The organism is Enterobacter sp. BIDMC 30 (genome assembly GCF_000534355.1).
Taxonomy (GTDB): domain Bacteria; phylum Pseudomonadota; class Gammaproteobacteria; order Enterobacterales; family Enterobacteriaceae; genus Enterobacter; species Enterobacter ludwigii.
Map to the genome: position 1 here is coordinate 724,783 of NZ_KI973169.1, position 14,932 is coordinate 739,714.

The 14,932-nt window shown below is 52.1% G+C and carries 12 protein-coding genes, 1 tRNA gene and 2 rRNA genes; 4 read left to right on the plus strand and 11 right to left on the minus strand.

Annotated elements, in window-relative coordinates:
- Positions 1-36: 36 nt before the first annotated feature.
- The 3 genes from rrf (L466_RS18735) to rrf (L466_RS18725) all read left to right on the plus strand — a co-directional run bounded on the left by rrf (L466_RS18735) (position 37) and on the right by rrf (L466_RS18725) (position 401).
- Positions 37-152 (plus strand): 5S ribosomal RNA (gene rrf, locus L466_RS18735).
- Positions 153-166: 14 nt separating this feature from the next.
- Positions 167-242: transfer RNA gene (locus L466_RS18730), tRNA-Thr, on the plus strand.
- A gap of 43 nt (positions 243-285) precedes the next feature.
- Positions 286-401 (plus strand): 5S ribosomal RNA (gene rrf, locus L466_RS18725).
- A gap of 103 nt (positions 402-504) precedes the next feature.
- On the opposite strand, the gene L466_RS18720 is transcribed toward rrf (L466_RS18725), so the two are convergent.
- From L466_RS18720 to L466_RS18690, 7 genes are all read right to left on the minus strand, one after another.
- Positions 505-1,263 (minus strand): amino acid ABC transporter ATP-binding protein, encoded by a 759-nt coding sequence (locus tag L466_RS18720; RefSeq protein ID WP_014171880.1) that lies wholly within the window; start codon positions 1,261-1,263, stop codon positions 505-507.
- A 7-nt stretch (positions 1,264-1,270) separates the two neighbouring features.
- Entirely contained in the window at positions 1,271-2,374 is a 1,104-nt protein-coding gene (locus L466_RS18715) for an amino acid ABC transporter permease (protein ID WP_032679078.1), read from the minus strand.
- Between the two features lie 9 nt (positions 2,375-2,383).
- On the minus strand, positions 2,384-3,565 hold the full coding sequence (locus L466_RS18710; protein ID WP_014171878.1) for an amino acid ABC transporter permease: 1,182 nt from the start codon (positions 3,563-3,565) through the stop codon (positions 2,384-2,386).
- Between the two features lie 67 nt (positions 3,566-3,632).
- Positions 3,633-4,658 (minus strand): amino acid ABC transporter substrate-binding protein, encoded by a 1,026-nt coding sequence (locus tag L466_RS18705; RefSeq protein WP_014171877.1) that lies wholly within the window; start codon positions 4,656-4,658, stop codon positions 3,633-3,635.
- A gap of 487 nt (positions 4,659-5,145) precedes the next feature.
- Positions 5,146-5,367 (minus strand): lipoprotein, encoded by a 222-nt coding sequence (locus L466_RS18700; RefSeq protein WP_008502867.1) that lies wholly within the window; start codon positions 5,365-5,367, stop codon positions 5,146-5,148.
- 303 nt (positions 5,368-5,670) lie between these two features.
- Positions 5,671-8,784: an efflux RND transporter permease subunit gene (locus L466_RS18695; RefSeq protein ID WP_032680175.1), complete on the minus strand. Its 3,114-nt coding sequence runs from the start codon at positions 8,782-8,784 to the stop codon at positions 5,671-5,673.
- Positions 8,785-8,795: 11 nt separating this feature from the next.
- Positions 8,796-9,935: an efflux RND transporter periplasmic adaptor subunit gene (locus L466_RS18690; RefSeq protein ID WP_032680176.1), complete on the minus strand. Its 1,140-nt coding sequence runs from the start codon at positions 9,933-9,935 to the stop codon at positions 8,796-8,798.
- Positions 9,936-10,318: 383 nt separating this feature from the next.
- On the opposite strand from L466_RS18690, the gene envR reads away from it, so the two are divergent.
- The gene (gene envR / locus L466_RS18685; protein ID WP_032680177.1) at positions 10,319-11,038 is read left to right on the plus strand and encodes an acrEF/envCD operon transcriptional regulator; all 720 of its coding nucleotides are present in this window, start codon (positions 10,319-10,321) and stop codon (positions 11,036-11,038) included.
- Here the strand turns inward: envR and L466_RS18680 are convergent.
- From L466_RS18680 to dusB, 4 genes are all read right to left on the minus strand, one after another.
- Positions 10,942-13,035: a putative bifunctional diguanylate cyclase/phosphodiesterase gene (locus tag L466_RS18680; RefSeq protein WP_032680178.1), complete on the minus strand. Its 2,094-nt coding sequence runs from the start codon at positions 13,033-13,035 to the stop codon at positions 10,942-10,944. The genes envR and L466_RS18680 overlap by 97 nt on opposite strands.
- 139 nt (positions 13,036-13,174) lie before the next feature.
- Positions 13,175-13,339 (minus strand): DUF2556 family protein, encoded by a 165-nt coding sequence (locus L466_RS18675; RefSeq protein WP_020883498.1) that lies wholly within the window; start codon positions 13,337-13,339, stop codon positions 13,175-13,177.
- Between the two features lie 180 nt (positions 13,340-13,519).
- The gene (gene fis / locus L466_RS18670) at positions 13,520-13,816 is read right to left on the minus strand and encodes a DNA-binding transcriptional regulator Fis (RefSeq protein ID WP_000462905.1); all 297 of its coding nucleotides are present in this window, start codon (positions 13,814-13,816) and stop codon (positions 13,520-13,522) included.
- A 23-nt stretch (positions 13,817-13,839) separates the two neighbouring features.
- The gene (gene dusB / locus L466_RS18665) at positions 13,840-14,805 is read right to left on the minus strand and encodes a tRNA dihydrouridine synthase DusB (protein WP_014171871.1); all 966 of its coding nucleotides are present in this window, start codon (positions 14,803-14,805) and stop codon (positions 13,840-13,842) included.
- Positions 14,806-14,932: the final 127 nt, after the last annotated feature.

Genomic DNA, 14,932 nt, shown 5'->3' on the forward strand with positions numbered 1-14,932 from the left:
CTTAGGTTAAAGTTCGGCAAGAAGTAAAAGAATTTGTCTGGCGGCTTTAGCGCGGTGGTCCCACCTGACCCCATGCCGAACTCAGAAGTGAAACGCCGTAGCGCCGATGGTAGTGTGGGGTCTCCCCATGTGAGAGTAGGGAACTGCCAGGCATCAAATTTAGCGTGCTGATATGGCTCAGTTGGTAGAGCGCACCCTTGGTAAGGGTGAGGTCCCCAGTTCGACTCTGGGTATCAGCACCACTTTATACTTAGGTTAAAGTTCGGCAAGAAGTAAAAGAATTTGTCTGGCGGCTTTAGCGCGGTGGTCCCACCTGACCCCATGCCGAACTCAGAAGTGAAACGCCGTAGCGCCGATGGTAGTGTGGGGTCTCCCCATGTGAGAGTAGGGAACTGCCAGACATCAAACAAGTGAAGAGGCCATCCGAAAGGATGGCCTTTTTGCGTTATGTTTCCCGGAAAAAGTCAGACCCGGTAAGCGAAGCGCCACCGGGCTAAGACACGCTTAATGGATCACTTGTGACAGGAAAGCCCGCGTACGTTCAGATTTAGGATGTGCGAAGAACTCATCCGGCGGTGCCTGCTCAACGATTTCCCCACGATCCATAAAGATCACCCGATCGGCCACGGTTCTGGCAAACCCCATTTCGTGCGTCACACACAGCATGGTCATCCCGGACTGCGCCAGTCCAATCATGGTATCCAGTACCTCTTTCACCATTTCCGGATCCAGGGCGGATGTCGGTTCATCAAACAGCATAATTTTCGGTTTCATACAGAGCGAACGGGCGATAGCCACGCGCTGCTGCTGACCGCCTGATATCTGGCCGGGAAATTTATTGGCGTGCTCTGCGATTCGTACCCGTTCCAGGTAGTGCATCGCCAGTGCTTCAGCCTCCTTTTTAGGCATCTTTCGTACCCAAATTGGCGCAAGCGTACAGTTCTGCAGAACGGTTAGATGGGGAAACAGGTTAAAGTGCTGGAACACCATTCCCACTTCCTGGCGCACCCGTTCGATGTTACGAATATCTTCATTCAGCTCGATGCCATCAACAACAATGCGCCCTTGCTGATGTTCTTCAAGGTGGTTAATACAGCGAATGGTCGTGGATTTTCCGGACCCGGAAGGGCCACAAAGAACGATCCGTTCTCCCTGCTTAACCTTGAGGTTAATGTCTTTCAAAACATGAAACTGCCCGTACCATTTATTCACGTTTTCCAGCGTAATCATCGCGTCGGCAGGTGTCATAGTAATCTGGCTCATAATTTCCTCAGTGCGGTGTACGTCCGGTGTTAAAGCGCTTTTCCAGATGCTGGCTATAGCGCGACATGCTAAAACAAAAGATCCAGTAGATCAGAGCAGCAAAGACATATCCCTCGGTGGACATACCCAGCCAGGCAGGGTCAACGGTCGCCTGTTGCACGCTGCTAAAGAGATCGAACAGCCCGATGATGATCACCAGGCTGGTATCTTTGAAGAGGGCAATGATGGTATTGACCAGGCCCGGGATAACCAGCTTGAGTGCTTGTGGCAATATCACCAGTCCCTGCGTTTTCCAGTAGCCAAGCGCCAGTGATTCCGCCGCTTCGTACTGACCTTTAGGCAGAGCCTGCAGGCCCCCACGCACCACTTCCGCAACGTAAGCGGACTGGAAAAGGATGACCCCGACCAGGGCACGGATCAGTTTGTCTATCGTTGTCCCTTCTGCCATAAACAGCGGCAACATGACCGAAGACATAAACAGAACGGTGATAAGCGGTACGCCACGCCAGAATTCAATGAAAATAACCGAAAGCACACGTACGACAGGCATTTTTGAGCGCCGCCCAAGCGCGAGCAAAATACCCCATGGCAGTGCGCCGGCTATCCCAACGGACGCGATAATCAGCGTCAGCGTTAACCCACCCCACTGACGTGTTTCAACACGTTCCAGCCCCAGGAAGCCGCCATACAACAGCCCCCAAACAATAATGGGATACACCACTGCCCAACAGGCAATATAACGGCCCCGATGAGGCAGTTTTTTCCAGAACATTACGGCGATGGAGAGCAGCCCGATGGCCAGTGCCAGATTAATCCGCCAGCGCTGTTCATGCGGATACAATCCATACATGAACTGGCCAAAACGCTCATGAATAAACACCCAGCAGGCCCCTGCTTTTGTGCAGTCTGCGCGAGTGGATCCCGACCAGTTAGCCTGTAAAAAAGCCCAGTTCAGCAGCGGTGGAATTAATTCCCACATAAGCCACAAACATACAATTGTCAGCAGGCTGTTACTCCAGCTGGAGAACAGATTCTTACGCGCCCAGAGAATTAAACGTCCGCCTGTCGAACCGGCAGGGCGCGAGGAGTGCGACAGTATCGCTTTTGTCATCATAGATCCTTAGCGCTCGACCAGTGCTATACGACGGTTATAGAGGTTCATCAGCAACGAAATCACCAGGCTGATGATCAGATAGACAGACATTGTGATGGCGATAGTTTCAATGGCTTGTCCGGTCTGGTTAAGCACGGTTCCGGCAAACAGCGACACCATATCGGGGTAACCAATGGCGGCCGCCAGCGATGAGTTTTTGACAATATTGAGGTATTGACTGGTCAGCGGCGGAATGATGACCCGTAACGCTTGCGGAATAATGACCTGACGAAGCGTCACCGTATGGGGTAATCCCAGCGAGCGTGCCGCCTCGTGTTGTCCGTAAGGAACGGCCTGGATCCCCGCACGAATAATCTCGGCGATAAATGCAGAGGTATAAATCGAAAGCGCCAGCGTCAGGGCTGCCAGCTCAGGAATTAAAACCATTCCGCCCTGGAAGTTAAAGCCACGCAGCTGCGGAATATCCCAGTGAAGGGCGGCCCCAAACAGCCAGTGTGTCAGAAGTGGCAGGCCAATGATAAGGATTGCGGCGGTTGGCCAGGTTTTACGAAGCTGCCCGGTTTTGAACTGATGCTTGCGGTTATAGCGGAACATGGCGGCTGAGAGAGCAAGCGCTATTACAAGGGCGGCAATGAAGGCATACAACCCTTCACCCGGCTGCGGAGAAGGAATATACAACCCGCGATTACTCAGGAAAAACAGATCAAGAGCATCAATAGCCTGACGTGGCCCCGGCAGGTTGCGCAGCACGGCAAAATACCAGAAAAAGATCTGCAGCAGCGGCGGGATATTACGGAACGTCTCAATATAAAAAGTAGACAGTTTGCGCAGCAGCCAGTTTTCGGACAGACGTGCCAGACCAATAAAGAAGCCCAGTATGGAGGCAAAGACAATACAAAGTGCAGAGACCAGCAGCGTATTCAGTAAACCGACCACGAACACGCGTCCATACGTGTCGCCTTCCTGATAATCAATAAGGTGTTGAACAATGCCAAACCCCGCGCTGCGATCCAGAAAAGCAAAGCCGGAGGTAATACCGCGATTATTCAGGTTGGTTATAGTGTTATGGATGAGATACACGGCGATAAGAACAACCGCAATAATCGCAATAACCTGGAATAGCCAGGCGCGGACCGCGGGATGAGAAAAGGATAGCGATCCTTTTACGGCTGAGCGGCGATGGGACATAAAGAAACCTCGGTAACCATGACTCTGGGGCGGGCACTGCCTTAACAGTGCCCGTTACAGCAATGACTTAACGTACTGGTGGCGCGTACTGAATACCGCCGTTGTTCCAGAGATTGTTCTGGCCGCGTTTGATCTTCAGAGGGCTTTCCGATCCCACGTTGCGCTCAAAGATCTCAGCGTAGTTACCCACCTGTTTGATGATGTTGTAAGCCCACTTGTTATCCAGCTTCAGATCCTTCCCGAAATCGCCCTCTGTTCCCAGCAGATGAGCCATATCCGGCGTGGACGGTTTAGCGGCTTTCTCGTCGACGTTTTTCGAGTTGATGCCCATCTCTTCAGCATTCAGCATGGCAAACAGCGTCCAGCGAACAATGGAGAACCAGTCTTCATCGCCACGACGCACAACCGGTCCAAGAGGCTCCTTGGAGATCACTTCAGGCAGGACAATCCACTCCGCCGGGTTGCTCAGCTTAATACGCAAGGCGTACAGCTGTGACTGGTCAGAAGCCAGCGTGTCGCAACGACCGGATTCCAGCGCTTTGGCCGATTCATCGGAGCGATCGAATGTCACAGGGGTATATTTCATGTTATTTGCTTTGAAATAATCCGCGACGTTCAGCTCGGTATCGGTACCGGCCTGGATACAAACGGTCGCGCCATCCAGCTCTTTGGCGCTTTTCAGGCCCGCTTTATTGTGGGTCAGGAAACCGATACCGTCATAATAGGTCACGCCAGTAAATGCCATTCCCATGCCTGCATCACGTGAGGAGGTCCAGGTGGTATTACGGGAAAGCATGTCAACTTCGCCAGACTGTAATGCAGTAAAACGTTCTTTCGCCGTCAGCGGGGTATATTTTACTTTACTGTCGTCACCGAAAACGGCGGCGGCGACACCGCGGCAGACATCAACATCAATACCGGTAAATTTGCCGTTTGCATCGGCATAAGAGAAGCCAGGTAAACCGTCACTGATCCCACATTGAACAAACCCTTTCTTTTTAACGGCATCCAGTGTCGTACCCGCATGGGCCTGACCGGCTACAGCAAACAACATGCCCGCGGCGGCCAGGCTGGCTATCATCGTCTTTTTCATAATGCATCCTGTGTGGCGAAATTTATCGTTATAGAGGCGTTTTAAACGCTTTACCTGTCTGTGGCTTTGGCCAACGTTTATAAAGCAAACGTAATGCCAGGTTTTGCGCTCAACAAAATAGGTGACCAATGAACGCATAATGCTGAGTGTAGACAGGGTTAAATAAAGAGAGCGCCCCGAAACGGTGCGAAATTACAACCTGTGCCACAAATCGGAGCAAAACTTTCAGCGGCTATACCTTAAAAAGAAGAGATAGTTTCTGGGGTGAATATTGGCAGGGTATTAAATATAATTAATATGTGAAAATCATCACGATAGAATATGTAATTTAACGCTGTGCATTAAAAATATGTGACTGTCCGCAGGATGAAATAAACAAGGTGGGTAAAGACAGGGCTATTTTTTTACTTATCTGAAAACGCTGCACTCTTTAAAAGCAAAAGCGCGGACAGAGCCGCGCTTTCTACACAAATGATACGTTCTGATGTTACTTCGTCAGAGCAACGATACCCAGCGTCAAACCTGCCACCGCGGCAGCACCACCGGCGATAGCACCTGCTGTTTCCCAGTTGTCCTGAGTGGTGCCTTTCATACAGGTATTGGTATGAACCAGTCGGCCTTGATCGTCGTATACCGGTACACATGGAGAGTCGTGCGCGCATCCAGCAAGCAGCGCAGCGAGTAGTGCAACGGAAATGAATCTTTTCATGATGTTACCTCAGTATTATTTCTCATTCGCTATACAGCCAGGAGGGCTATTAACGAACTGGAGACTATTTTACCACCGGGATAAGGCAACGTTGCACGGGGAATAATCTCAAATTATGTTGTTTGTAAAAATCGTGGAGAAAAGTCGCTGTCAGGATGAATTAATGGAGAAAATATGAAGACGTAACGCGGCGTTTTTACTTAATGCAAATGGTTAACTATTAATGCTGTGAGTATGACATATCTAATTCATTGTTTATGCTAAAAATAAAAAAGGCACCTGAGGTGCCTTTTTTGAGAAACATTACTCTTTATGTTTCGTAAACCGGCGCCGGACAACCACAAAGAAGACGGGCACGAAGAAAATAGCCAGAAGCGTTGCGGAAAGCATCCCTCCCATAACACCTGTCCCGACAGCATTTTGCGCGCCGCTCCCGGCTCCTCTGCTGATGACCAGTGGCATCACGCCAAGGATAAAGGCCAGCGACGTCATCAGGATCGGTCGAAGGCGCATTCTGGATGCTTCCAGTGTGGCTTCAATGATCCCTTTACCTTCTTTATCCATTAGATCCTTAGCAAACTCGACGATCAGAATGGCGTTTTTCGCCGACAGACCAATCGTTGTCAGCAGGCCGACCTGGAAATAGACATCATTATTTAACCCGCGAATCGATGCGGCGAGAAGCGCGCCCGTGACACCCAGCGGCACAACCAGCATGACCGAGAAGGGAATAGACCAGCTTTCATAAAGCGCAGCCAGGCACAGGAACACCACAATCAGTGAAATGGCGTACAGGGCAGGTGCCTGGTTACCAGACAGTCGTTCCTGATAAGACATTCCCGTCCAGTCATGGCCGATACCGGAAGGCAGTTTTGCGGCGAGGTTCTCCATCAAGGCCATCGCCTCACCAGTACTTTTACCCGGCGCGGACTCACCGAGGATCTCCATAGAAGGCATCCCGTTGTAGCGCTCCAGGCGAGGCGAGCCATACACCCAGTGCGAGCTGCTAAAGGAGGAGAACGGCACCATTTCTCCGTTCGCGCTGCGCACGTAGAGGTTGTTGATGTCCCCTGGCAACATACGGAAGTGAGCGTCGGCCTGGACGTACACTTTTTTCACGCGTCCATGATCGATAAAGTCGTTCACATAGGTTCCCCCCAATGCCGTCGAGATCGTCTGGTTGACGTCAGAGAGGCTGACGCCCAGCGCCTGTGCCTTCTCCTGATCGACATCCAGTTTGAACTGTGGGGTATCTTCCAGACCGTTAGGACGAACGCGAACCAGCAGATCGGGGTGCGCTTTCACCATGCCGAGCAGTTGATTACGCGCCTGGGTCAGTTGGGTATGCCCCAGGTTAGCTTGATCAATCAACTCAAAGTCAAAGCCCGTTGCGGTACCCAGCTCGATAATCGCAGGCAGGTTAAACGGGAACACGAGGCCATCTTTAATCTGACTAAAGGCCTTTGTCGCACGCCTTACGATCGCCTCAACGCTATTTTCTGCTCCGGGACGCGCTTCCCAGGGCTTCAGGCTAACGAACGCAATACCGGAGTTCTGACCCTGACCACTAAAGCTAAAGCCGTTCACGGTAAACACCGATTCGACGTTAGCCTTCTCGTTGTTGAGATAATAATTTTGAACCTGGTCAAGTACCTGCTGGGTACGCATCTGGGTGGCTCCGGCGGGGAGCTGGACCATAGTCATAAATACCCCCTGATCCTCTTCGGGCAGGAAGGAGGTGGGTAAGCGCAGGAACAGTACGGCCATACCACCGACGATGATGACGTATACCACCAGATAGCGCCCGGTCTTACGCAAAATGCCGCTTACACTATTGCTGTAATGCTCCACGCTCCGGTCAAAGAGCGCATTAAACCAGCCGAAGAAGCCACCTTTCTTTTCGTGGTGATCGCTGGAAACGGGCTTAAGCAAGGTGGCGCACAGTGCCGGTGTCAGAATCAGAGCGACCAGCACTGACAGCGCCATAGCCGAGACAATGGTCAGCGAGAACTGACGATAGATGGCTCCCGTTGAACCGCCAAAAAAGGCCATGGGGATAAAGACCGCCGAGAGCACCATGGCGATACCCACCAGTGCGCCCTGTATCTGCCCCATCGACTTCTGCGTCGCCTCTTTTGGCGGCAGCTTGTCCTCAACCATGACGCGTTCGACGTTCTCAACCACCACGATGGCGTCATCAACCAGCAGGCCAATCGCCAGCACCATACCGAACATGGTCAGGGTGTTTATGGAGAAACCGAACGCCGCCAGGATCGCAAACGTACCCAACAGCACGACCGGCACCGCAATTGTCGGGATAAGCGTCGCCCGAAGGTTTTGCAGGAAAAGATACATCACCAGGAAGACGAGAATGATCGCTTCGAACAGCGTTTTCACCACTTCGTGGATAGAGATCTTCACAAAAGGCGTGGTGTCATAGGGGTAGACTACTTTCAGCCCTTGCGGGAAGAACTGCTGGAGCTGGGCCAGTTTGCTCTTGATGGCGGCGGCCGTGTCCAGTGCGTTTGCACCGGTAGCCAGCTTAATCCCCAGGCCGGTTGCCGCTTGCCCGTTGATTTTGGTGACCATATTGTAGTTTTCGCCCCCCAGCTCAATGCGGGCCACATCTTTCAGATGAACCATGGAGCCGTCCTGGTTCACCTTGAGCGTCACGCGGCCAAACTCTTCCGGAGATTTCAGACGCGTTTGTGCAATGATCGAGGCGTTCAACTGCTGCCCCGGTACTGACGGCGTTCCGCCTAACTGGCCGGCCGCTATCTGGTCGTTCTGCGTTTTCAGCTGATTAATCACATCCAGTGGCGTCAGCTGGTATTTGTTCATCGCGTTGCTGTCGAGCCAGATGCGCATCGCATACTGGGCACCAAACAGCTGCACATCACCAACTCCCGTGGTGCGGCTAATGGCATCTTTCACGTTAGATGCGACATAGTCAGAGATGTCATCCTGCGTGAGGTCTTTGTTATCGGAAACAAAGCCTGCGACCAGCAGGAAGCTGCTGCTGGACTTCTCAACACCGATCCCTTGCTGCTGGACCTCTTGGGGGAGCAGAGGCATGGCGAGCTGCAGTTTGTTCTGCACCTGTACCTGCGCAATGTCCGGGTCTGTTCCAGACTGGAAGGTCAGCGTGATGGTGACATTACCTGCGGAATCGCTGGTGGATGACATATACATCAGGTTATCGATACCGTTCATGTTCTGTTCGATAACCTGCGTTACGGTATCCTGCACCGTTTGCGCATCAGCACCCGGATACGTTGCGGTGATAGCCACGGCGGGAGGGGCAATGGTCGGATACTGCGCGATGGGCAGTTTGAGAATAGCCAGCCCGCCTGCAATCATCAAAATGATGGCAAGCACCCAGGCGAAAACCGGCCGTTGGATAAAGAAATTAGCCATGTCGTCGTCCCTTAACCGGCTGGAGTCGTGGTGGTATCAGGCGTCGCGACGACGGTAGCGCCCGGTCTGACTTTTTGTAAGCCGCTGACAATGACGCGGTCGCCATTTTTCAGCCCTTCCGTCACCAGCCAGCGATCGCCAATCGCCTGAGGGGCAACGATGGTACGTGACTCAACCTGGTTTTTATCGTTAACCACCAGAACGGATGCATCACCGCGCGGCGTGCGGGTCACGCCTTGTTGTGGGACCAGAATCGCATCAGGCTGTGTGCCTTCATCAATGCGGGCCCGGACAAACATGCCAGGCAACAGCAGGTGCTGTGGGTTTGGGAAAATCGCGCGCAAGGTGATAGAGCCGGTACTTTCGTCGACCGTGACATCCGAGAACTGCAGCGTACCTTTCAACGGGTAGGGCTGACCATTCTCCATCACCAGCTCAACGGTGCTGGTGGCCTCTCCTTTTTGCAGGCTCGTCTGCTTCAGACGCATAAAATCACTGCTGGACTGGGTGACGTCGACATACATCGGATCAAGCTGCTGAACCGTTGCCAGGGCTGCGGCTTGCCCGTTGGTCACCAGCGCGCCTTCGGTGACGCTGGATTTACCGATGCGACCCTCGACGGGAGACGTCACTTTGGTATAGGCAAGATTAATGCGCGCGCTTTCAACGCCTGCCTGTGCGGCAACGACGCTGGCATCTGCTTGCTGCGCTGTCGCCACGGCCTGGTCGTATTCCTGCTTGCTGACATACTGCGTGCCAACCAGCGTGAGATAACGTTTTACCGTCAGGTGCGCAATGTTAGCCGCCGCCTGGGCCTTCGCGAGTTCACCTTTCGCGTTGTCATACGCGGCCTGATAGGTGGCAGGATCGATCTGATAAAGTGACTCGCCGGCTTTTACATCACTTCCCTCTGTGAAGTTACGACGCAATATGATGCCGCTCACCTGAGGACGAACCTCCGCAACGCGAAAGGCATCTGTTCTGCCCGGGAGTTCGGTGGTGATAGCCAGAGGGGCGCTTTTCACTATATGCACGCTGACCTGAGGCGCCTGCGGATGTGGTGGTTGGTTTTCCTGACCATCGCATCCAGTGAGCAGTACCGCGCAGACAATAAAACCGGATAAGGGCAAACGTCTGAAATAATTCGTCATTACTGTTCCTTTAAATACCCATGAACCGATATTTGCCGTGAATCGGTAGCAGGGCAGAGGGATAAAAATAAAATGTAGGGCGTATAATAATGAGGGTAATTAATGTTTTTTAATTTATAAGTGCGAATGAACAGGCCTTAAGGCAAAAATCAGAATCAAACCTGGTGTTAGCGGGGATATAGTTCTGGCTGGTTAATCAGATAAATGGCATTTAACGTGGCTCAATTATTCATCTCATGAATTTAATTATATCTATGCATTTGTCTAAATTATTAATTAAGCGATTTGACTTTTTTTGTGCAAAATTAAAACGCAAAGTAGTGAATACTTTCGTGTACCTGATCTGTGTAAATATAAACCTTGTGAGTAACGAGTAGTCGTCTATGGCGCGTAAAAAGAAAGAAGAGGCTCAACAGACCCGTCAGCAGCTGATTGAAGCGGCTATCGGGCAGTTTGCGACGCGGGGCGTGGCGAACACGACGCTGACGGATATCGCGGATGCAGCAAATGTTACACGGGGTGCCATCTATTGGCATTTTACCAGTAAAACAGAAATATTTAATGCCATCTGGGAACAGCAATTACCGTTTCGTGACATCATTCGTGACAGACTTTCTCTTTCTGCAGGCAGCGATCCCTTGTTAATGCTTCGTGAGCAATTTATTGCTGCGTTGCAATATATTGCACATGAGCCTCGGCAATGCGCTCTTTTGCAAATTTTGTATCATAAGTGTGAATTTAATAGCGATATGATTTCAGAGTGTGAAATCAGAAAACGTATTGGTTTTAATTATGAGTCTTTACGTGCCACGTTGCAGGACTGTATTTCGCGGAACCTCATTTCGTCACAGGTAAATGTTGATCTGACCCTGATTGTTTTCCACGGTTTTTTCAGCGGGATCATTAAAAACTGGTTAATGAATAACAGCAGTTTTAATCTTTACCAGCAGGCTCCTGCGCTGGTCGATAGTATTCTGGCGACACTCCCTGTCGTGCGGGTGTCGCCTCATGAGGATGATTTTAGCTCAGCGCCAGGTAACATTTCCCCTTGCGCGCAGAGCGTTTCTATGGTCTGTGCACTGACCGGTTTTCCCAACAGATAGCCCTGAAGCGTGTTGCAGCCCAGCGCCGTCAAAAAGGTTTGCTGTGCTTCGGTTTCCACCCCTTCCGCCACGACTTTCAGATTTAGCGTTTTTGCCAGGGCCACAATCGCTGAGACAATGGTGGCGTCTTCGCATTCACCGCTTAACTCTTTCACGAACGCTCTGTCGATTTTCAATTCACAGGCCGGCAGGCGCTTGAGATAAAGCAGGCTGGAATAGCCGGTACCAAAATCATCAATGGACGCTTTCACGCCCGCGTCCGTCAGCTCTGTCAGCACGCGCACACTCTCATCCGGGTTGCTCATCGCCGTGGTTTCCGTCACTTCAAGGATCAGCATCTCCGGCGGTACGCTGTGACGCGTCAGGCAGTCGAGCACCGTTTTAACCAGTGAAGGTTGTTCAAACTGCAGTGTCGACAGGTTCACCGCCATCGACCAGTTTTGATGACCCTGAAGGTGCCACTCCCGCAACTGACGGCAGGCCTCATTAAGTACCCAGTTGCCAATCGGGATGATCAGCCCCGTTTTTTCCGCCAGCGGCAGGAACAGGTCTGGCGTCAGCAATCCCTGTTTCGGATGTTGCCAGCGCAATAGCGCCTCGAACCCAAGGACAGGACCCGCCGGTGCGTGGAATTTTGGCTGATAAAGCAGGCGCAGTTCATTACGATCGATAGCCAGCCACAGATCGTTCATCAACTGGAGATGGGTCTGCGCCAGGGTGTTCATGGAGGGCTGGAAAAAGTGATAACCGTTTCGGCCCATGTGCTTCGTGTGGTACATCGCCGCATCGGCGTTAAACATCAGCTCGCGCTCGGTTTTACCGTCGTGGGGATAGAGCGCGATACCAATGCTAAGGGTTACCACCAGTTCATAGGGATCCAGATTGAATGGGCTATCGATAGCGCGAACCAGCGAGTTGGCCAGCGAGGCCGCATCATCCGGACCTTCTCCTTCTGCCAGCAGAACAAACTCATCACCACCGATACGGGCAAGGGTGAACTGACCCTTCAGGGGCGTGAGCAGGCGCTGCGTCACGGCGACAAGCAGTCTGTCACCGACATCATGGCCGTACGCATCGTTGATGGTTTTAAACCCGTCGAGATCCATGAACATCAGTGCAAAATGGGTGCCTTCACGGTCAGCTTTGCTGATGGCCTGATCGAGTCGGTCCTCCAGCAAAACACGGTTCGGCAGACGCGTCAGCGTATCCTGCAAAGCCAGTTGAGCGAGTTCGCGGTTCGCTTCTGCAAGTGATGAGGCCAGAAGAGAGGTTCGTGCCTGAAGGCGGGCATCCAGCATCGAGACCAGCAGCGTGATCCCCAGTATGGCGAGTGCGACGACGCTGACCAGTACTGCCAGCCAGCTGCCGTTAATACCTTCATGATGTGTCATGGTCGACATGGGGAACTGAGCGGCTTTCATCCCGGCATAGTGCATACCGGCAATGGCGATCCCCATCGTAACGGCGGCGGCAAGACGCATCAGCGACACCTGAGACGCTTCATGCCGCAAGCGGAACGTCAGCCATAATGCGGCGAGCGAAGCCGCAAGAGCAATGACAACCGAAATGGCCACCCATGTTTTGTCCCAGATAATACCGGGAGAGACTTCCAGCGCCGCCATGCCGGTGTAATGCATCGCCACAATGCCGCAGCCCATCACTAACGCACCGGGCAGCAGACGGCGCAAACGTAACTGCTCACAGCTAACAAGCCACAGCGCAAACAGTGACGAGCCCACGGCGATAACCATGGATAGCACCGTCAGGGTCGCGTTGTAGCGCATGCTCATGGAGAGGTCCATCGCCAGCATGCCGATAAAATGCATGGCCCACACGCCAATCCCCATGGCAATACCGCCGCCGGCCAGCCAGACGCGCGCAGCCACGCCCTGACTCCCGGCAACACGTGCAGCCATATTCAGCGCGGTATAGGCAGCAAGGATAGCAACAACAAAGGAGAGGACGACGAGGATATGGTTGTATTGGCTAACCAGCATGATCGGTTCTACTCGAGTGTGAGGTTACGCAGGCGCGGTTGAGAAGGGCGAGACATTATCATCGTAAGGTAACGGCTCAAAGGGATTTAAATCCCCGTTTTTAGTGGGTCTTAACAGTGAGTTTAGCGACGTCAGGCGGTTAGTCGAGTTCTGAGCAGTTCACTAATTTTAGCGGATTTACGGAATTCATATTGCGACACTTATCGGCTTCAGTGCTCATCAGTTCAATCCACTGCATCAGGAGCGCGTCGAAGAGGAAAACTGAGACAGCAAATACAACCAGCCACCAGTATTTACGAATCATGCGTGTCATTCCGGGTAAAGAGGTTCAGTGAGGTGGTGGAAATATACACGAAAAGTCGCGGTTTAAAAGGGGGATAAACGAAGGTTTACACAGCCTTGACGGTGACAGGCGCGGGCAATAAAAAAGGCGCATCCCCATGCCAGGTAGCGCCTTTTTAAACAAGCATTTCGCTAACCGAAATTAGTTCATGCCGTATTTTTTCAGTTTCTTACGCAGTGTACCACGGTTGATACCCATCATCAGGGCAGCGCGGGTTTGGTTACCGCGGGTGTATTGCATCACCATGTCCAACAGTGGCTGTTCAACTTCAGCCAGTACCAGCTCATACAGGTCATTAACATCCTGACCGTTCAGTTGAGCAAAATAGTTCTTCAGTGCCTGTTTAACCGAGTCACGCAGGGGCTTTTGAGTTACCTGATCCTGAGAGTTAACGGTAGAAACGGTCAGTACGTCAGAATTTACGCGTTGTTCGAACATAGTTCTGTCAGCTCTTTATTTCATTACGCAAGATTTTCGAAGTATGCCTCCAACGCCTCCAGCTGTACGCTGGCATCCTCTATGGCGTTGAATGTGCGCCGAAACTGGTCATTTGGAGCGTGCTCCTGGAGATACCAGGATACGTGTTTACGCGCAATTCGGTACCCTTTTGCCTGACCATAAAAGTCATGCAATTCCCGAACATGCGAACAAAGCAAGCGCTTTACCTCTGCCAGTGGCAGTGGGGCAAGCAACTCCCCAGTGTCCAGATAATGCTGGATTTCCCGAAAGATCCAGGGTCTTCCCTGAGCGGCACGTCCTATCATCAGAGCATCAGCTCCCGTATAGTCGAGCACAGCTCTGGCTTTAAGCGGGTCAGTAATGTCACCATTCGCGATAACCGGAATGGAAACTTTCTGCTTAACTGCCCGAATGCTGTCGTATTCAGCTTCACCATTGAACAAACAGGCGCGAGTGCGTCCATGGATGGTCAGGGCCTGAATGCCACAGTCTTCGGCCAGTTGGGCAATCTCTACACAGTTACGGTGTTCCGGCGACCAACCCGTGCGAATCTTCAACGTAACAGGAACGTCCACTGCGCTGACAACCGCGGTCAGGATAGACTTCACCTGGTCGGGGTATTGCAGAAGGGCTGAACCTGCAAGCTTGCGATTCACTTTCTTGGCCGGGCAACCCATATTGATATCAATAATCTGGGCGCCACTTTCCACGTTAATCCGCGCGGCATCTGCCATCTCTTCAGGCACGCTTCCGGCAATTTGCACGGTGCGAATACCTGGTTCATCAACGTGCACCATCCGAAGGCGGGACTTATCGCTTTCCCACACTTGTGGGTTAGACGACATCATCTCGGAAACGGTTAAACCTGCCCCCATCTCATAGCACAGCGTCCTGAACGGCCGGTCGGTAATACCTGCCATTGGGGCTGCGATCAGGCGATTTCTGAGCTGGTAGTGTCCGATGCGCATGAGTTAAGAAATGACCATACTGTGACTGCAAGGCGGCGTATATTACGCATTTTTTGCACGAGATGAAAGGCCAAACTTTGAACAATCCACTGTTGTAGATCAAGGAATCGCCGCTCTGTCCTTCAGG